The following is an 18,408-nucleotide window of genomic DNA, read 5'->3' as shown; positions in this document are numbered from 1 at the left end:
GTCTCCGGCTCGGCACGCGGCAGCGCCCCGCGACGGCGGCCGAAACGCACTCTAGGTTAGATTATTAAACTCTAAGGCATGCCTCTCTCGACCGCCTCGACGCCTCGCTCGCATCCGGAGATTTGCCGATCGTCGCGATCTGCCTGGCTCCGGACACGGGCAGCTTCTCAAGACATGAAATGATCCATCCGTTGCATGAACAAATCAATTTTCGCTGCTTTCGATTGCGCCTGACGAAAATTCTTCCTCTCTTACGGCTTACCGGCGCAAATACATTGTAAGATAGGCGCGAGGGATTGCGCTATGACTGTCCGCGGCCGCCGAGTCGTGGCCGATGATCAGTGAGGATCTAACATGAATACCTTCAGTGAAGATGATGTCGTGAATAGCTGGATTTACAATATCCCCCAATATTATGATCATTTCGTGTTCGCCGACAATGCCGCGGCGACGGCGCGCGGGACGTTCCTCGGTGAGGACACCGCCGACCCGAACGCGAGCGGGACCGCGATCTACACGGAACTCACCAACCTTCCGACCGCGGTCTCCAGCATCCTCCAGCACAGCCAGAAGCGCGCCAACTTCAACCCGGCCACGCTCACCCCGGAGGCCCTGGCGGCAGCGTTCAACGGCTACGTCACCGAGATCGGCAACAACCCGTTCTTCGGCCTCTTGACGAACAACACTACCAAGCAGACCTTTGAGAGCAAAGATTACAACCTTCTTATCGATCAAATCAGCAATCTATACACGGGAGTATCGTCGAAAGATCTTCAGACGATCAAGACGGCCATCGCCGACATGGCGAAATCCGTCTTCGGCCAGGAACATTCACAACAATGGAAGAACTTGTTCTCGCAATCGACGATTGATATGAGCAATCTGTCACAACCGAAGCTCTATGTCTACTATACAGCGCTGTACATGGCGCACGACAAGAACGGCAAATCGGAAGTCTCGAAGCAGAGCTACGAGGTGCGCCGCACCGAGTTCTCGGTTCTGACTCTGAAAATCAAGGCCAATGCCGGCCGGCTGGTGGCGCTCGATACGACGGACGTCAATGGCTGGCTGGACAATGCCACGAGTCCCACCAACGCCGGCAGGAAGCTCTGCTTCGAGGCGTAACCCGCCCGAGGCCGCCCGCCGGCGAGCGGGAGCCGGCACCGCGGATCCCCGGGAGGGCGCCCCGTTCGCCGGGGCGCCCTCCTCCCGCCGCGAACCGTCCCGGCGCCCCCACGGTCAGCGCGCGTGCTTGGTCAGGCACGCGAACAGGCCGATCACCTGGTCGACGAGGTCGCACGGCAGGTGCTGGCAGGTCGCCAGCAGCCTCGCCTCCCGCTCCGAGATCGCGCGATCGGCCGCGAGGTCCGGCGCGCCGCGCCCCAGGAGCAGCCAGTCCAGCGAGACGTCGAGCACCTCGCATATGCGCACGGCGTGCTCGGTCGAGATCTCCCCGCCGCCAACCCAGCGCGTCACGGAACTCGGATTGACGTCGAGTTCCGCCGCAAACGCGTAGAGCTTGGTCCTCCCCCGCAGCGCCAACGCCATCTGAAGCCGTTTTCCGCGCTCTCTCGGCATGGTCCGGATCCTGCGAAGCTGCCGGCCGGGGCATACGTCCGAGATCGCTCCATGACAATCGTCGGCTCCGCGCCCGCCGACCGAATAATCATGGGTGACATGTCAGTTTGTGCGCCAGCGCACCCACAGATTATGCGCCCGCAGGCACGGCGCTATATATACGTCATGAGCATATGTATTTTAATGGTTTGCCCTGAGCCGCGGCGCAAGCACCCGACAATATGCCGTTCGCGTCAATCGGGAGCAAGCATTGCCGCCTCGCCTGGACTTGCCTCGACGCTGGACTTGCCTTGACGGAGGATGAGCGTGGCCGGCCGCGCGCCGCGCGGGGCCGCGCGCCGCGCGGGGTGGATCTGCCGGCGCCTGCGCGCGTAGAGCTTGTGGGACGAGATCCGGAGGCCCCATGACCGAGACTGCCCGCACCGCCCTCGACACCCGCCTCGACACCCGCAAGATCGCCTACCAGCTGCCGCAGCCGGGCGGCATGGTGCCGGACATCTTCGTGGGCGGCGCCCTCGCCCTCGACGGCGACGAGCGCGACTGGGTGCCCCAATCGGCGGACGTCGCCTTCAAGCCCCTCGTGCTCTGCGTGAGCCAGGGCTACTACGTGAACATCCTGCGGGTGCGGGCGGCGGGCGTGCTGTCGCGGCACCGGCACAGCGGGCCGGTCCACGCCTTCACCCTGCGCGGGCGCTGGCGCTACCTGGAGCACGAGTGGGAGGCGACGCCCGGCGACTACGCCTTCGAGCCCCCCGGCGAGACCCACACGCTGGTCGTGCCCGACGACGTGACCGAGATGGCCACCCTGTTCCACGTCACGGGCGGCTACACCTACGTCGATCCCTACGGCCAGGCGCTCGGCTACGAGGACGTCTTCACCAAGCTCGACGCGGTGCGCCGGCACTACGAGCGGATCGGGCTCGGCGCCGCCCATGCCGACCGCCTGATCCGCTGACGCCGCTGGACAGGCCCCGTCCACCCTGCCAGTCTCGCGCGAAACACGATTTCGCAGGGTGGAAACGCGGATGATCAGTGCGGACCTGAGGGGGAAATCCGTCCTGGTGACCGGGGCAGCGTCGGGGATCGGGCTCGCGGCCGCGACCCTGTTCGCGCGCTGCGGCGCGGCGGTCGCCCTCAATCACCTGGCCGAGGACGGGCGCGGGCCGGAGGCCGCCGCGCGCCTCGCGGCGGAGGGCTACCGCGTCACGGCCGTCGCCGGCAGCGTCGCGCAGGCGGGCGAGGCGGAGGCGCTGGTCGGCCGGGCGGTCGAGGCGCTCGGCGGCCTCAACGTCCTGATCAACAATGCCGGCACCTCCGGCACCGCCCAGCCGATCCCCTTCGCCGATCTCGACGCGATGACGGAGGAGTTCTGGCAGACGATCCTCTCGACCAACCTGATCGGCCCGTACCGCTGCGCGCGCGCCGCGGCGCCTGCCCTCCGGGCCCGGCGCGGCGCCATCGTCAACACGGCCTCGGTGGCCGGCCTCGGCCGGCGCGGCTCCAGCATCGCCTACTCGGCCAGCAAGGCGGGGCTCGTGAACCTCACCCGCAGCCTCGCCCGGGCGCTCGCCCCCGAGGTGCGGGTCAACGCGGTCGCGCCGGGCCTGGTCGAGACGCCCTGGACCGAGGCCTGGCCGGCCGAGCGCAAGCAGGCGACCCTGTCGCGCACCCTGCTGGCGCGGCTCGCCAAGCCCGAGGACATCGCCGAGGCGATGCTCTTCCTGGCCGCGGGCGCGGCCTACGTGACCGGCGAGACCCTGGTGGTCGACGGCGGCAGCGACTGACGCGGGGAGGCACGCATGTCCGCCACCACCCTCTCGGGCAAGACCGTCATCACCTGCGCCCTCACGGGCTCGTTCGACACGCCGTCCCGGAACCCGGCCGTGCCGGTCTCCCCGCAGGAGATCGCGCGCTCGGCCCTGGAGGCGGCCGAGGCCGGGGCCGCCGTGGTCCACATCCACGTGCGCGACCCCGGCACCGCCAAGCCGAGCATGGACCTCGCCCTCTACCGCGAGGTCGTCGAGCGCATCCGCGAGCGCGACGAGGCGGTGATCCTCAACCTGACGACCGGAGCGGGCGGGCGCTTCGTGCCAGGCCCCGACGAGGAGCCGGCCCGGGCGGGCCCGGGCACCAGCCTCGCCTCGCCGGAGGCCCGGACCCGGCACGTGACGGCGCTGCGCCCGGAGATCTGCACTCTCGACGTGGCGACGATGAATTTCGGCGAGCACGCCTTCCTCAACACGCCGGGCCACCTGCGCGAGATGGCGGCGCGCATCCGCGACGCCGGCGCGCGGCCGGAGATCGAGGTGTTCGATCTCGGCCAGATCGAACTCGCCAAGCAGCTGATCGCCGAGGGCTACCTCGACCGGCCGCCCCTGTTCCAGATCTGCCTCGGGATCCCCTGGGGGGCGCCGGCGACGCCGGAGACGCTGCTGCAGATGCGCGACCGGCTGCCGCCGGACGCGATCTGGTCGGCCTTCGGGATCTCGCGGGCGGAGTTTCCGATCCTGGCGCTCGCCGCCACGGCCGGCGGCCACGTGCGGGTCGGGCTGGAGGACAATCTCTACCTCTCGCGCGGCCGGCTGGCCCCGAGCAACGCCGCCCTCGTCGAGAAGGCGGTGGCGCTCCTGGCCCTGCTCGATCGCGCTCCGGCGACCCCGGACGAGGCCCGCGCGTTGCTCGGCCTCCCGTCCCGCGAGGCGCCGGCGGACCGGGGCCGGGCGGGAGGCGGCTGAGCACCCCCGGGAGGCCGGTCCGGCCGCACGGTCCGGCGATTCGCCTGCCGGACCGGTCGCCGGAGGCGTCATGCGGATGTCGGCTTCGCTCACGCGCGGCGCGGGCTCGTGATCCGCTGTCCGGACGTGATCGTCCGGACCGCGGATCACTCCTCGACGACCGCGTCCTTGCCGCCGCCCATCGCCTCGACCAGCGAGACGACTCGCCGGCGCAGGAGCGGATCGTTCACGCGCTGGAAGGCGCGGACGAGCTGGAGGTCCTGACTCGTCCAGAACAGGTCGACGCTCGGGGCGCGCGCCGCGTCGCCGCGCTCCTCGTCGTGGCCGTTCTCGCTGCGCGGCGCGCCCTCGTAGAAAAATCCCACGGGCACGCCGAGCATTTCGGCGATCTGCTGCAGCCGGCTCGCACTGATGCGGTTGGCGCCCTTCTCGTACTTCTGGATCTGCTGGAAGGTGACGGCGAGCGCATCCCCCAGCTTCTCCTGACTTACCCCCATGAGAAGCCGCCGCACCCGCACCCGGTGGCCAACATGACGATCGATCGGATCCGGTGCTTTCTTCAAGTCCTGCTCCACACCCCGCACGGTGGCCTTACGGGCGTGCGCTCCCGATTCGGGCGCCCGCGGCCAGCAGGACCGACCCTAGAAGCAATGCGACGAAAAACAAATCGCCAAAACGTGCGTAGATCGTACTTTCCCCTAGGTCGTGCGGCAGCCTCACATCGAGGACGCCCTCCGCCCCGACTGGGAGCATGCCAGTCACCCGTCCGTAAGGATCGACCATGGCCGAGATGCCCGTGTTGGCAGCACGCGCGAGCGGCAGACCTTCCTCTACGGCACGCAGCCGGGCCTGGGCGAAATGCTGCCGCGGCCCGGGCGTGTCGCCGAACCAGCCGTCGTTGGTCAGGTTGAGGATCAGTCCGGCCCGCGGGCTCACCGAGGGCACGACGGCGCCGGGGAAGATGACCTCGTAGCAGATCGAGGCCGCGGCGGCCGGCAGGCCCGGCACCGAGAACGGGCGCCTCGCGCCCTCGGCGGCGGTGAAGCCGCCCGGCACGGACACGAATTGCCGCAGGCCGAGCGCGCGCAGGATGCGGTCGACCGGGGCGGGCAGGTACTCCCCGAACGGGACGAGGTGGTGCTTGTCGTAGGGCACGCCGACGAAGCCCTCGGCGCCGATGACCAGGATGCCGTTGTAGAAGTGCAGGCGCTCCCCCGGCAGGGGCTCGTCCGCGCGCGCGGCGCCGGTGACGAGGTACTTGCCCGGCGGCAGGGCGGCGGTGATCTGGCCGAGCGCCCGGGGCTCGCGCTGGATCAGGAACGGGAAGGCCGATTCGGGCCAGATCAGGTGGGTGACGTCGGCGAGCCCGCTCGATCCGGGGCCGGTCGCGCTGTCGCTGAGGCCGAGGTAGCGCTGAAGAATGCCCTCGCGGTTGCGCGGGTTGAAGCGCGCGTCCTGGGGGATGTCGGGCTGGACGAGGCGAAGCCGCACGCCCGGCACCTCCGGCACCTTGCCGGCGGGGACGCGCAGGGCGCCCGCCCCGGCGAGGAGCGCGAGTCCCGCCAGGGCGGCCAGCGTCGGCCAGCGGCGCGCCCGGGCGGTCGCGCCGGTGGCCAGCGTGGCGGGCGCCGCCCCGATCAGGACGGCGAGCAGGGTCAGGCCGTAGAGCCCGACGACGGAGGCCGCCTGCATCAGCCAGAGGTTCTGGCCGAGCGCCATGCCGAGGGTGTTCCAGGGGAAGCCCGTGAACAGGTGCCCGCGCAGCCACTCGGAGGCGGCGAGGCCGGCCGCCAGGGCGGCGATCCGCCCGGCGCCCCGCGACCAGACGAGCCGCGCCAGGGCGAAGCCGAGCCCGAAGAACAGCCCGAGCAGGGCGGGCAGGCCGAGCACGCCGAGGGGCATGAGCAGGGCGAACTCGTCGGCATCGACCAGAAAGGCGGCGCCGAGCCACCACAGCCCGGCGACGAAGTAGCCGAAGCCCCAGGCCCAGCCGATCGCCCCGGCGCTGGCCGCCGTGGCGAGGACGCGGTGCAGCCGGCCGCTCCCCGTCGCGGCGCCGTCGAGGAGCCAGACCGCCGGGACGAGCGCCACCGCCAGGGCGGGCAGGACCCCGAAGGGCGGCATGGCCAGGGCGCCGCAGGCGCCCGCCAGCCACGCCAGCGCGAGCCGGCGCCAGCCGCCCGCCAGGGCGAAGCGGTCCGCGAGGGCTCCGAGCCGCGAGGGCGCCGCGAAATCCGTTCCGTCTGGCCGCATGGGGTGATTCGCCGTGGTCGAGTGAGGCCGCTGGTCCGGCGCGAGGCGGTGAGGCCCCGGCCGCACTGGCCCGGGAAGATGAAGGGACGATAACAGTGGCGCCGCCGAGGCCGCCGAGGCCGCCGCGGGCGCGCGAGGCCCTCCCGGGGCGCGCCGCCACCGCCCCCGCGCGGGCCGGCGATCGCGGGAGCGCGCCCGGGGCCTCTCCCGCGCGCCTGGACGTGCCCGGACGGGTCGGGGGGCGCCTCCGGATTCGCTCCGCGGGGACGGGCGGGGGCCGAGGGCCCCCACCCTCACGCCCCGGCGTCGACCGGGGCGCCGCTGCCGTTGAGCGTGCGGGGTGCCGGCAGGGCCAGGGGCTCCTCCGGGGCGGCGAGCTTGGCCGGGCCGTGGTGGAGGCGAAGCCGCTTGATGCGGCGCGGATCGGCGTCCAGCACCTCGACCTCGAAGTCGCCCGGAACCGCCACGACCTCGCCCCGGGACGGCACCCGCCCGGTGATGGTGACGACGAGGCCGCCGATCGTGTCGACCTCCTCGGCGAGTTCGCCCACCGCCCCGGCGATGTCGAAGCCGGTCGCCTCCGCGACGTCGTCGAGGCTCGCGCGCGCATCCGCCACGTAGATCTCGGCCTCGCCGTCGACCCGCAGCACCCGGTGCCCCTCGGCCACGTCGTGCTCGTCCTCGATGTCGCCGACCACGACCTCGATCAGGTCCTCGATCGAGATCAGCCCGTCGGTCCCGCCATACTCGTCGATGACGAGGGCCATGTGGGTCCGGCTGGCCTGCATCCGCACCAGGAGGTCGATCGCCGGCATCGAGGGCGGCACGTAGAGCACGGGCCGCAGGATCCGCGTGGCGGCGAGGGAGAGGTCGAGATCGACCTCGCACAGGTCGGGCGTCCGGGCGAGGTGCGGCCGGCGCGCCCGCCCGTCCCCCTGGATCACCGGCGGCGGCTCGGCCGCGGGCTTGGCCGGAGAGTTGGCCGGGGAGTTGGCCGGGGATTTGGCGCCGTGGGCCGCGCCGGCCTCGGCGCGGGTGGCGAGGTGGTCGACGAAGTCGCGGATGTGGACCATGCCGCGGGGATCGTCCAGGGTGTCGCCGTAGACCGGCAGGCGCGAATGGCCCGCCGTCCGGAACACCTTCAGGAGTTCGCCGAGGGAGATCTCCGCCGGCACGGCGACGATGTCGGCCCGCGGCACCATCACGTCGTCGACCCGCACCCGGTGCAGGCTCAGCACGTTCTTCAGCATCGCCCGCTCGACGGGCGAGAAGGCGTGATCGCCCGACTGCGCCTCCGCCAGCGCGTCGGTGATCTCGTCGCGCGGAGCCTCCCGCGGCTTCAGGTGGAAGATGGTGAGGAGACGGTCATACCACGGCTCACGGGCCGGACTGTCCTCGTCCGGGGCGGGCTGGGCGGTCGCGGCGGCGCCACGACTTCGATCGTTGCTCATGTCTCTCTGGTCTGGAATTGCAGGATCCGCGGCTCATTCCGCGGGCTCGCCGTAGGGATCCGGAACGCCGAGCCGCGCCAGGGCCGCGGCCTCCAGAGCCTCCATCGCCTCGGCCTCGGCCTCGCCGGTCTCATGATCCTGGCCCAGGAGATGGAGCGTGCCATGAACCAGCAGATGCGCGAGATGGTGGCCGAGAGGCTTCGACTGCTCCCCACTCTCGCGCAGCATCGTGTCATACGCAAGAACCACGTCGCCGAGGGGCCGCGGCGCCCCGCCATGGGCGTGGCCGGCCGGGAAGGAGAGCACGTTCGTCGGCTTGTCCTTGCCGCGCCATGTGCGGTTGAGCTCCTGCACCGCCTCGTCGTCGGTGAGCAGGACGCTCACCTCGACCGCCTCCGCGGGCGGCAGGATCGCCAGGGCCGCCTCGACGGCGCGGCGCACGAAGGGGCCGAGATCCGGGATGGCCGCCTCCCAGCGCTCGTCCTCCAGGACGACGTCGATCTCGTTCTCCACGGCTCAGGCCCCGCGGCGCGGGGCGGGACGGTCCTCGGCCCCGGCGCGGCTCGTATCCGCCTCGTAGGCGCTGACGATCCGCCGCACCAGGTCGTGCCGGACCACGTCCGCGTCCTTGAAGGTGACGCGCCCGATCCCCTCCACGCCCTCCAGGATGCGGACCGCCTCGACGAGGCCGGATTTCTGGCCGGGCGGAAGGTCGATCTGGCTCGGATCGCCCGTCACGATCATCCGCGAGTTCTCGCCCAGGCGGGTCAGGAACATCTTCATCTGCATGGAGGTGGTGTTCTGCGCCTCGTCCAGCAGCACCACCGCATTGGTGAGGGTGCGCCCGCGCATGAAGGCGAGCGGCGCGATCTCGATCATGCCGGTCTGCAGGCCCCGGTCGACGTGGCGCGCCTCCATGAAGTCGTAGAGCGCGTCGTAGATCGGGCGGAGATAGGGATCGACCTTCTCGCGCATGTCGCCGGGCAGGAAGCCGAGGCGCTCGCCCGCCTCGACGGCCGGGCGCGACAGGATCAGCCGCTCCGCGTGGCCCTGCTCCAGGAGCGAGACCGCGTGGCCGACCGCCAGCCAGGTCTTGCCGGTGCCGGCCGGCCCCTCGGCGAAGACGAGTTCGTTGGCGCGCAGGGCCTTGATGTAGGCGTCCTGCGCGGCGTTGCGGGCCCGCACGGCCCCGCGGCGGCGGGTGGCGATCTGGTCGAACTGCGCGCGCTCGCCGTTCGACGGGGCCTCGCTCGCCGGAAACAGGCTGCCCTGCAGGGAGGCCTCCTGGATGACGCCGTCGACGTCGCCGAGGGTCAGCGGCAGCCCGCCGCCGTCGCGCACCCGGGCATAGAGGGTCTCCAGCACGATCCGGGCCCGCTCGGCGGCTTCCGGCGTGCCCTTGACCACCACGTGGTTGCCGAGCGCGGTCGCGGTCACGCCGAGCCGCCGCTCCAGATGCGCCACGTTCTGGTCGTACTGGCCGAAGACCAGGCTGGCGAGGCGGTTGTCGTCGAAGGTGAGCGCGATCTCGGCGGCCTCGCTCAGGCCAGCGACCGGCCTGCCCGGCCCCTCGCGCCCCCGTCCGCCGCGTCCCGCGTTGTCGCCCGGTCGCACATGCGTCCCCTATGCTGCGGCGGCCGGGGCCGCCTCGGCCCGTTCCCCGAACAGGCTGTTCGATCCGGCGCGGGTGAGGCGCACCGGCAGGATCGTCCCGATCACCGCCGGCTCCGCCTCGATCTGCACCGCCTGGAGGTAGGGCGACTTGCCGGCGACCTGGCCCGGATGCCGGCCGGGCTTCTCGATCAGCACCTCGACCGTGCGGCCGAGGCTGGCGAGGTTGAAGGCCCGGGCCTGCCCGTCGATCAGCGCCTGCAACGCGGCGAGGCGCTCGCGCTTGACCGCCTCCGGCACCGCGTCGGCGCTCTCCGCCGCGGGCGTGCCCGGGCGCGGGCTGTACTTGAACGAGAAGGCGCCCGAGAAGCCGATCTCCGCCACGAGCCGCATCGTCTCGGCGTGGTCCGCGTCGGTCTCGCCCGGGAAGCCGACGATGAAGTCGGAGGTGAGGGCGATGTCCGGCCGCGCCGCCCGGATCCGGTCGATCAGCCGCCGGTAGGTGTCCGCGTCGTGCCGGCGGTTCATGGCCGCCAGAATGCGGTCGGAGCCCGACTGCACCGGAAGGTGCAGGTAGGGCATCACCGCCGGGCAGTCCCGGTGGGCCGCGATCAGGTCGTCGTCCATGTCCCGCGGGTGGCTGGTCGTGTAGCGCAGCCGCGCGATGCCCGGCACCTCCGCGAGGCGGCGCATCAGGCGCCCGAGGGACCACGGGCGCCCGTCCGGCCCCTCGCCGTGGAAGGCGTTCACGTTCTGGCCGATCAGGGTGAGTTCCCGCGCGCCGCCCGCGGCCAGCCGCTCGGCCTCGGCGAGGATCTTCGCCACGGGCCGCGACACCTCCGCCCCCCGCGTGTAGGGCACGACGCAGAAGGCGCAGAACTTGTCGCAGCCCTCCTGCACGGTGAGGAAGGCGGAGGGACCGGCGACGCGGCGCGGGGGCAGGTGGTCGAACTTGTCGTCGAGGGGGAACTCGGTGTCGACGACCTTGCCGTCCCGGGCGCGGGCCAGGAGCTCCGGCAGCCGGTGGTAGCTCTGGGGTCCCACCACCACGTCGACGGCGGGGGCCCGGTGGATGATCTCGCGGCCCTCCGCCTGCGCCACGCAGCCCGCCACCACGATCGTGGTCTCGCGCCCCGCCCCGGCCCGCTCGCCCTTCAGGTCCCGCACCCGGCCGAGTTCGGAATAGACCTTCTCGGCCGCCTTCTCGCGGATGTGGCAGGTGTTGAGGATGACGACGTCCGCCTCCTCCATCGCCTCCGTCTCGGCGAAGCCCTCGCGGCCGAGGAGGTCGACCATCCGGGCCGCGTCGTAGACGTTCATCTGGCAGCCGTAGGATTTGACGAACGCTTTCTTCAACGAACCGGCCTTCGCGGATAGGGGGAATGGGGCGACAGCCCCGTCATGTACGCGGTCGCGGCCGGAATGAGAATAGGGCGATGCCGCGCAGCGTCCCGCGCGGGCGGCGCCGGTTCGCCGGAGAAAAGAACGGCACGTCAGCGGCTTGGCCCGAATGGCGACCGCCCCCGGCCGGATCCCGCGAGGCACGGCCTCGGCCGGGCCCGCGGCGGGTCATCCGGGATCCGGGCGCCCGCGCCGCGAGCGTCCCGGGGGCGGCCCTGGGCAGAACGGCGTCGGGCGATTCTGCTCAGGCCCTTGTCTCCGCATCATGTTTCGCTGACGCGGTGCTTCGGTTCGCCGCCGAAGCGGCGACCGCGTCGGCGCAAGCTGCTCGGATCACGAATGTTGCGCGGATTCAGTAGCCGCGCGCCCGCGGCGAGGTCGGGTCGAGGTAGTCGAGGCCCGAGAGGTCGACCGTGACGGCGGCGCGGCGGGCGCCGATGAACGGCCCGTTGGTGATCGGGTCGGGCAGCACGCCGAAGCCGCCGAAGCGCTCGCGGTTGGCGATGTAGGGCGGCGAGGCGAGGTACGAGGCGGTGATGAAGTGCGGGTTCGTCGCCGGGTTGGAGACGGCGCCGGAATTCGCCTCCACGACGTTGCCGGCATCGAGCCAGCTGCGCGGGCGCACCCGGATGGCGAGGCCCTGGCCGCCGCGGGTGCTGCGGATGACGTAGGAATCCTGGGCCTGGGAGGCGGCGGTCTCGGCGCCGAGCGCCGCGAGGGAGAGAAGGCCGATCAGGGCCAGTCTGGACGTGCGCATGGCGGAACCTCGTTGTCGCGCCGCACCCTAGGCGGCGAGGTCATAAGGAAAGGTCAGCGGCTTGCCTCAGGATGACGTCCGAGCGCGGCCGTGGTTCCGGGCTCCTGCAACGCTTGGGCCGATTGTCGCACTTTCGCCGCATTCTTCCGGTCGCGCCCCTTTCGGGGCGCCAGCGCGGCGGCGAGCGGCGGGGGCGGCGCGCAGACCGGCCGGGCCGGCCGCGTCAGCAGATCGACGATCCCGGCGGGCAGCAGGACGCTGGGGCGCGCGGTCAGGCGGTCGATGGCGCAGCCGACCGCCGCGGGCTCGGGCGGCAGGCCCAGCGGCGCGCAGAGCCAGCCGTCGAGGCGCATTCCCGTGTCGAGGAGGCGGAAGGCCGTGCAGGCGCGGCGCCCTTCCGGCCCCGAGAGCGTCGCCTCGACGGTCTCGACCGGCCCGAAGCGGCTCTCGATCGCGCCGCGGTCGCCCGCGCGCAGGACGGCGAGCCCGTCATGCTCCGCGGCGCGGCGGGCGAGGGTCACGAACAGGCTCGCCTCCGGGTCGGGGGACTCGGCCAGGGTCAGGCGCAGGAAGGGCTGCTCGATGCTGCCGAACGCGCCGGCGACGAGGCTGTCCTCGCGCAGGCCGAGCCTCGGCCGGCGGCGGGCGGTGGCGCGCACCTCCTCGTCGCCCTCCAGGGCGTAGCGGTCCGCCGCCACGCCCTCCCAGGGGGGCGCGGCCGCGACCGCGGCGGCCTGCGCCTCGGCCTCCGCCTGCCGCCGCTCGCCCGCCAGGATGCTCAGGAGCGCGATCACGGCGGCCGCGCCGACGCAGCGCCGCAGCAGGCGCCAGCCCCCGCCGCCCGCCGCCCGCGGCAGCGGGCGCGGCAGGACGGGCTCGGCGGGACCGAGATCCCGGGCCAGGGCCCGGCCGGCCCGCGTGAGGGCCGCGTCATCGAAATCCCGATGCCTCACGGGGCCTCCGAACGCTCGCGCGGCCGTCGCGCGGCCGCCCCGCCATGCAAGCGCGCAGGCCTCGCCATCCGGTTGGCGCCGGCGCGCCGTCCACGGAAGCGCGCGAACGTGGTGAACAATCCGTCACCGCATGACGGCCGCGCGATTCTGTTGCCGGCGCGGCCAAGCGGCCCTTGACAGATCCGCCGCCGCGCGGTGTTGGTGCGCTCGGCCGTGCCTCCGATGAGCGGAGCACCGTCCGGGGACGATTCACCGCGCCATGCGTGCCGCGTCGCAGACGACGAAAACGAAAGCCCTGACGGCGGTCATCGCCGGCTGAAGCCTCGCGTCGTCCTCGGATCCCTCCCCGTCCGCGGCGGACGGAGGCCGGGCTCCTTCGAGCGAGGCCCGATCACGATCTCCGGGGAGGGTCGCCGCCAAGCTGGAGTGAGTGAGATGGGTTACAAGGTCGCCGTCGTGGGAGCCACCGGCAATGTCGGCCGGGAGATGCTGGACATCCTGGCGGAGCGCGCCTTCCCGGCCGATACGGTCGTGGCGCTGGCCTCGCGCCGCAGCCTGGGCCAGGAGGTCTCCTTCGGCGACAGGACGCTGAAGGTCCAGGCCCTCGACCAGTACGACTTCTCCGACACGGACATCTGCCTGATGTCGGCGGGCGGCGAGACCTCGAAGGAATGGTCGCCGCGGATCGGCGCGCAGGGCTGCGTGGTGATCGATAATTCCTCGGCCTTCCGCTACGATTCCGACGTGCCGCTGATCGTGCCGGAGGTGAACGCGGACGCGGTCGTCGGCTTCTCGAAGAAGAACATCATCGCCAACCCGAACTGCTCGACCGCGCAGCTCGTGGTGGCGCTGAAGCCGCTGCACGACGCCGCCACCATCAAGCGCGTCGTCGTCGCCACCTACCAGTCGGTCTCCGGCGCCGGCAAGGACGCCATGGACGAGCTGTTCAACCAGACCCGCGCCGTCTTCACGGCCGGCGAGGTCAAGGTCCAGAAGTTCACCAAGCGGATCGCCTTCAACGTCATCCCCCACATCGACGTCTTCATGGAGGACGGCTCCACCAAGGAGGAGTGGAAGATGGTGGCCGAGACCAAGAAGATGCTGGATCCCAAGATCAAGCTGACGGCGACCTGCGTGCGGGTGCCGGTGTTCATCGGCCATTCGGAGGCGGTGAACGTGGAGTTCGAGCGGCCGATCAGCGCCGAGGAGGCGCGCGAGATCCTGCGCTCGGCGCCCGGCGTGCTGGTCGACGACAAGCGCGAGCCGGGCGGCTACATCACGCCCCACGAGGCGGCGGGCGAGGACGCGACCTACGTGTCGCGCATCCGCGAGGACATCACGGTCGAGAACGGCCTGTCCTTCTGGTGCGTCTCCGACAACCTGCGCAAGGGCGCGGCGCTGAACACGGTCCAGATCGCCGAGGTGCTGATCAACCGCAAGCTGATCAGCCCGAAGACCAAGGCGGCCTGAGGGCCCCCGGCCGGATCCGCGGCCGCGCCGGCGAGGTGCTCCGGCGCGGCCGCCTTTTGCCCCCAGCCCCGGACACCCGCATGGCCCCGACCGTCCTCTCCATCCGCGACGACCTCCTCGCCGTGCTGGAGCGGCTCGGCGTCCCGGCCTCCTTCGCCGGGACGGGCCTGCCGGTCCGCTCGCCCATCGACGGGCTGGTGATCGGCCACCTGCCCGAGACCCGAGAGGCCGGGCCGGCCATCGCGGCGGCCGCGGAGGCCTTCCCGGCCTGGCGCAGGGTGCCGGCGCCCCGCCGCGGCGAGCTGGTGCGGCTCCTCGGCGAGGAGTTGCGGGCCGCCAAGGCCGATCTCGGCCGGCTCGTCACCCTGGAGGCCGGCAAGATCCTCTCCGAGGGCCTCGGCGAGGTCCAGGAGATGATCGACATCTGCGACTTCGCGGTCGGCCTCTCGCGCCAGCTCCACGGCCTCACCATCGCGACCGAGCGCCCGGACCACCGCATGATGGAGGTCTGGCACCCGCTCGGGCCCTGCGGGGTGATCACGGCCTTCAACTTCCCGGTGGCGGTCTGGTCCTGGAACGCGGCGCTCGCCCTGGTCTGCGGCGATCCGGTGGTCTGGAAGCCCTCGGAGAAGACGCCGCTCACGGCCCTGGCCGTCCAGGCCATCGCCGGGCGCGCGCTCGCGCGCTTCGGGCCCGAGGCGCCCCCCGGGCTGCTCTCGGTGCTGATCGGCGGGCGGGCCCTGGGCGAGGCGCTGGTGGCCGATCCGCGCATCCCCCTCGTCTCGGCCACCGGCTCGACCGCGATGGGGCGGCAAGTGGCGCCGATCCTGGCCGCGCGCTTCGCGCGGGCCATCCTGGAACTCGGCGGCAACAACGCCGCGATCATCGCGCCCTCGGCGGATCTCGACCTCGCGCTGCGGGCCGTCGCCTTCGCGGCGATGGGCACGGCCGGCCAGCGCTGCACCACGCTGCGGCGCCTCTTCGTGCACGAGAGCGTCGCCGGGAGCTTCCTGCCGCGGCTGCGGCAGGCCTACGCCTCGGTGCGGATCGGCGACCCTCGCGACCCGGCGACGCTGGTCGGCCCACTGATCGACGTCGCGGCGGCCGAGGCCATGGCCCGCGCCCTCGACGAGGCCCGCGCCCTCGGCGCCGCGATCCATGGCGGGCAGCGCCTGACCGACATCCGCGGCGAGGAGGCGGCCTATCTCCGCCCGGCCCTGGTCGAGATGCAGGCGCAGGCCGGCCCGATGCTGCGCGAGACCTTCGCGCCGATCCTCTACGTGGTGCCCTACCGCGACCTCGCCGAGGCGATCGCGGCCCAGAACGCGGTGGCGGCGGGCCTCTCCTCCTCGATCTTCACCCGCGACCTCGGGGAGGCCGAGACCTTCCTGTCGGCGGCCGGGTCCGATTGCGGCATCGCCAACGTCAATATCGGCCCCTCGGGCGCCGAGATCGGCGGGGCCTTCGGCGGCGAGAAGGAGACGGGCGGCGGGCGCGAGGCCGGCTCGGATGCCTGGAAGGCCTACATGCGGCGGGCGACGAACACGATCAATTACGGCCGCGCCCTGCCCCTCGCCCAGGGCGTCAGCTTCGATCTCTGATCCCGACGGCCCTGTCTCATGACCGTCGGTTCGGTTCCCGAATGTTCGTCACGCCACCGGCTTGCGTCGACGATTCATGATGGTCGACGGCCCGATGCGGCAGCATCCTGGGCCGCCGGGGCGAGGCGCGTCCGCTCTCGCCTCCTCCAAGCGGAATTGCCCCATGCAATTCTGCTCGGTCTCTTGGTCTCGCATCGTGTTTCGCCGACGCGGTCCTTCGGTTCGCCGCCGCACCGCTGAGCCCTTCGGCCCCGGCCGGCGGAATGAGGCTCAGGCCGGCATCGCCCGCTCGATCAGCCGCGCCCACAGGGACACGCCGTAGGGCGTGGCCGCGTCGTTGAAATCGTAGGCCGGGTGGTGCAGGCCGGGCCCGTCGCCGGTGCCGAGGAAGATGTAGGCGCCCGGCCGCTCCTCCAGCATGTAGGAGAAGTCCTCCGCCCCCATCATCGGGTCGACGGCGCGGTTCACCCCGGCCTCGCCCGCGACCTCCTCGGCCACGTCGGCCATGAAGGTGGCCTGATCCGGGTGGTTGTCGGTCACCGGGTAGCCCCGCACGTAGTGGGTCGCGGCGCGCGCCCCGAAGGCCTGGGCGATCCCGGCCGCGAGCGCGCCGATCCGCGCCTCGCACAGCGCCCGCACCGGCTCGGCGAGGCAGCGCACCGTCCCGTTCAGCACCGCCGTCTGCGGGATGACGTTGAAGGCCTCGCCCGCCCGCACGGTCGTCACCGACACCACCGCGGAGGCGATCGGGTCGGCGTTGCGCGCCACCACCGATTGCAGGGCCGTGATGATCTGGGCGGCGACCACCACCGTGTCGATGCAGTCGTGCGGCGCGGCCGCGTGGCCGCCGCGCCCCTCGATCGTGATCGTGAAGCGGTCCGCCGCCGCCATGATCGGCCCGGGCCGGATCGCGAAGGAGCCGAGGGGCAGTCCCGGCTTGTTGTGCAGCCCGTAGACCTCCTGGATGCCGAAGCGCTCCATGAGGCCGTCCTTCACCATGGCGGCGCCGCCCCCGCCGCCCTCCTCCGCCGGCTGGAAGATCACCACCGCCGTGCCGTCGAAGTTGCGGGTCTCGGCGAGGTACCGGGCCGCGCCGAGCAGCATCGCGGTGTGGCCGTCATGGCCGCAGGCGTGCATCGTGCCGGGCACGGTCGAGCGGTAGGGCAGCTGGGTCGCCTCCTCGATCGGCAGCGCGTCCATGTCGGCGCGCAGCCCGATCGTGCGGCCGGACTCGGCCCTGCGGCCCCGGATGAGGCCGACGACGCCGGTCTTGCCGAGCCCGGTCACCACCTCGTCGCAGCCGAAGGCGCGCAGCTTCTCGGCGACGATGCCGGCGGTGCGGTCCACCGCGTAGAGGAGTTCCGGGTGCTGGTGGAAGTCGCGGCGCCAGCCCGTGATCTCGTCGGCGAGGGCGGAAACGCGGTTGATGACGGGCATGGCGGACTCTGGGGTGAGCGGGGATGGGCCGCCGCACAGCAAGCCCCGGGCCAGGGAGCAGGTCAACTCCGGCGCGCATTGCGCCCCGCGCATGGCCGGCCGCGCGGCCGGCCCGGCGACCCGCGCCCGGTGCAAGCTGGACCCTGGCCGGGGCGGTGGTCTAACTCTGCGCCGCGGCCCGGGCGCGGCCGCCCGGGGAGATCGCGATGAGTGAGACGGTGGAGATCCGCAGCGGCGACACCCGCGCCCGCATCGCCCTCGACGGCGCCGAGCCGGTCTCCTGGCAGGTGGCGGGCCGCGAATGCCTGTGGGGCGGCGACCCCGCGCACTGGAACCGCCACGCTCCCTGGCTCTTCCCGGTCGTCGGCGCCTCGGCGGAGGGGCAGGTGACGGTCGCGGGCCGCGCCTACCCGATGGGGCAGCACGGCTTCGCCCGCGACAGCCGCTTCACCCTGGTCGAGCAGGGTCCCGACCACGTCCGCCTGCGGCTCGAGGAGAGCGAGGCGACGCTGGCGCGCTACCCGTTCCGGTTCCGGCTCGAGATCACGGCGCGCCTGCGCCCGGGCGAACTCGCCCTCGCCTGCGAGGTGGCCAATCCGGGCGAGGAGCCCCTCCCCTACGCCCTCGGCTTCCACCCGGCCTTCCCGTGGCCCTTCGCGGGCGGCGAGCGCCGGGCGGGGGGCGGCTACGCGGTGCAGTTCGAGCGGGCCGAGTCGCCCGCCGTGCCGGAGGTGGGCCCGGGCGGGCTGCTGCGGCGCGAGCGGCGCCCGGTGCCGCTCGACGGCGATCTCCTGGCGCTCGATCCGGAGACCTTCACGGAGGCCCTGGTCTTCCTCGCCGCGCGCAGCCGCTGGATGCGCTTCGTCGCCCCCTCCGGCGCCGCGATCCGGCTCGAGGCGGAGGATTTCCCGCACCTCGCCGTCTGGACGCGGCCGAGTGCCCCCTTCCTCTCCCTCGAATGCTGGACCGGCCACGCGGATTGGGTCGGGTTCTCGGGCGAGCTCGCCGAGCGCGACTCGCAGCGCCTGCTCGCCCCAGGCGCGCAGGCGCGGCACGGGGTGGTGCTGGCCTTCGAGCCGGGCTGAGGGCGGGCGCAACCCGCGGTGGATGGCGGGCGCGTCGTCAACGGAGCCTCAACGGCTGCCGGGTCTGCTGGGGCGG

Annotated in this window: 17 protein-coding genes; 7 read left to right on the top strand and 10 right to left on the bottom strand. The window is 72.4% G+C overall.

Features of this window, described 5'->3' with window-relative positions:
- The first annotated feature begins 354 nt into the window (after positions 1-354).
- Complete coding sequence (locus MET2598_RS0107805; RefSeq protein ID WP_012332978.1) at positions 355-1,125, top strand: hypothetical protein; 771 nt, start codon at positions 355-357, stop codon at positions 1,123-1,125.
- A 114-nt stretch (positions 1,126-1,239) separates the two neighbouring features.
- On the opposite strand, the gene MET2598_RS0107800 is transcribed toward MET2598_RS0107805, so the two are convergent.
- Positions 1,240-1,548, bottom strand: coding sequence for a helix-turn-helix domain-containing protein (locus MET2598_RS0107800; protein ID WP_018260442.1), 309 nt, complete (start codon positions 1,546-1,548; stop codon positions 1,240-1,242).
- Positions 1,549-1,981: 433 nt separating this feature from the next.
- Between MET2598_RS0107800 and MET2598_RS0107795 the strand changes: the two genes are divergently transcribed.
- The 3 genes from MET2598_RS0107795 to MET2598_RS0107785 all read left to right on the top strand — a co-directional run bounded on the left by MET2598_RS0107795 (position 1,982) and on the right by MET2598_RS0107785 (position 4,313).
- Positions 1,982-2,533: a 2,4'-dihydroxyacetophenone dioxygenase family protein gene (locus MET2598_RS0107795; protein WP_018260441.1), complete on the top strand. Its 552-nt coding sequence runs from the start codon at positions 1,982-1,984 to the stop codon at positions 2,531-2,533.
- Positions 2,534-2,603: 70 nt separating this feature from the next.
- Positions 2,604-3,362 carry an SDR family NAD(P)-dependent oxidoreductase gene (locus MET2598_RS0107790; protein WP_018260440.1) on the top strand — a complete coding sequence of 253 codons (759 nt, stop codon included), beginning with the start codon at positions 2,604-2,606 and terminating at the stop codon, positions 3,360-3,362.
- A gap of 15 nt (positions 3,363-3,377) precedes the next feature.
- A complete protein-coding gene (locus tag MET2598_RS0107785; protein WP_018260439.1) occupies positions 3,378-4,313 on the top strand; it encodes a 3-keto-5-aminohexanoate cleavage protein in 936 nt (311 codons plus the stop codon).
- Positions 4,314-4,459: 146 nt separating this feature from the next.
- Here the strand turns inward: MET2598_RS0107785 and MET2598_RS36130 are convergent, their stop codons facing one another.
- The 8 genes from MET2598_RS36130 to MET2598_RS0107745 form a co-directional block, all read right to left on the bottom strand.
- Positions 4,460-4,888, bottom strand: coding sequence for a helix-turn-helix domain-containing protein (locus MET2598_RS36130; RefSeq protein ID WP_036270309.1), 429 nt, complete (start codon positions 4,886-4,888; stop codon positions 4,460-4,462).
- 16 nt (positions 4,889-4,904) lie between these two features.
- Positions 4,905-6,566 carry an apolipoprotein N-acyltransferase gene (gene lnt, locus MET2598_RS0107775; protein ID WP_018260437.1) on the bottom strand — a complete coding sequence of 554 codons (1,662 nt, stop codon included), beginning with the start codon at positions 6,564-6,566 and terminating at the stop codon, positions 4,905-4,907.
- Positions 6,567-6,859: 293 nt separating this feature from the next.
- Complete coding sequence (locus MET2598_RS0107770) at positions 6,860-8,017, bottom strand: hemolysin family protein (protein ID WP_018260436.1); 1,158 nt, start codon at positions 8,015-8,017, stop codon at positions 6,860-6,862.
- A gap of 33 nt (positions 8,018-8,050) precedes the next feature.
- Positions 8,051-8,530, bottom strand: coding sequence for an rRNA maturation RNase YbeY (gene ybeY / locus MET2598_RS0107765; RefSeq protein WP_012332986.1), 480 nt, complete (start codon positions 8,528-8,530; stop codon positions 8,051-8,053).
- A gap of 3 nt (positions 8,531-8,533) precedes the next feature.
- Positions 8,534-9,631 carry a PhoH family protein gene (locus tag MET2598_RS0107760; protein ID WP_012332987.1) on the bottom strand — a complete coding sequence of 366 codons (1,098 nt, stop codon included), beginning with the start codon at positions 9,629-9,631 and terminating at the stop codon, positions 8,534-8,536.
- Between the two features lie 9 nt (positions 9,632-9,640).
- A complete protein-coding gene (gene miaB, locus MET2598_RS0107755) occupies positions 9,641-10,984 on the bottom strand; it encodes a tRNA (N6-isopentenyl adenosine(37)-C2)-methylthiotransferase MiaB (protein ID WP_012332988.1) in 1,344 nt (447 codons plus the stop codon).
- 397 nt (positions 10,985-11,381) lie between these two features.
- The gene (locus tag MET2598_RS0107750) at positions 11,382-11,786 is read right to left on the bottom strand and encodes a hypothetical protein (protein WP_012332989.1); all 405 of its coding nucleotides are present in this window, start codon (positions 11,784-11,786) and stop codon (positions 11,382-11,384) included.
- 53 nt (positions 11,787-11,839) lie between these two features.
- Positions 11,840-12,739, bottom strand: coding sequence for a hypothetical protein (locus tag MET2598_RS0107745; RefSeq protein ID WP_018260435.1), 900 nt, complete (start codon positions 12,737-12,739; stop codon positions 11,840-11,842).
- 435 nt (positions 12,740-13,174) lie between these two features.
- Between MET2598_RS0107745 and MET2598_RS0107740 the strand changes: the two genes are divergently transcribed.
- Positions 13,175-14,209, top strand: coding sequence for an aspartate-semialdehyde dehydrogenase (locus MET2598_RS0107740; RefSeq protein ID WP_018260434.1), 1,035 nt, complete (start codon positions 13,175-13,177; stop codon positions 14,207-14,209).
- Between the two features lie 80 nt (positions 14,210-14,289).
- Entirely contained in the window at positions 14,290-15,810 is a 1,521-nt protein-coding gene (gene amaB / locus MET2598_RS0107735; protein ID WP_018260433.1) for an L-piperidine-6-carboxylate dehydrogenase, read from the top strand.
- A 270-nt stretch (positions 15,811-16,080) separates the two neighbouring features.
- Here amaB and MET2598_RS0107730 read toward each other — a convergent pair whose 3' ends face one another.
- Positions 16,081-17,247, bottom strand: coding sequence for a M20 aminoacylase family protein (locus MET2598_RS0107730; protein WP_018260432.1), 1,167 nt, complete (start codon positions 17,245-17,247; stop codon positions 16,081-16,083).
- 206 nt (positions 17,248-17,453) lie between these two features.
- Between MET2598_RS0107730 and MET2598_RS0107725 the strand changes: the two genes are divergently transcribed.
- Entirely contained in the window at positions 17,454-18,332 is an 879-nt protein-coding gene (locus MET2598_RS0107725) for an aldose 1-epimerase family protein (RefSeq protein ID WP_018260431.1), read from the top strand.
- The last annotated feature ends 76 nt before the right edge of the window (positions 18,333-18,408 follow it).

This window comes from Methylobacterium sp. WSM2598, assembly GCF_000379105.1.
GTDB lineage: Bacteria > Pseudomonadota > Alphaproteobacteria > Rhizobiales > Beijerinckiaceae > Methylobacterium.
Note: the sequence above shows the minus strand (reverse complement) of the source record. Positions and strands in the feature narration are given on the sequence as shown.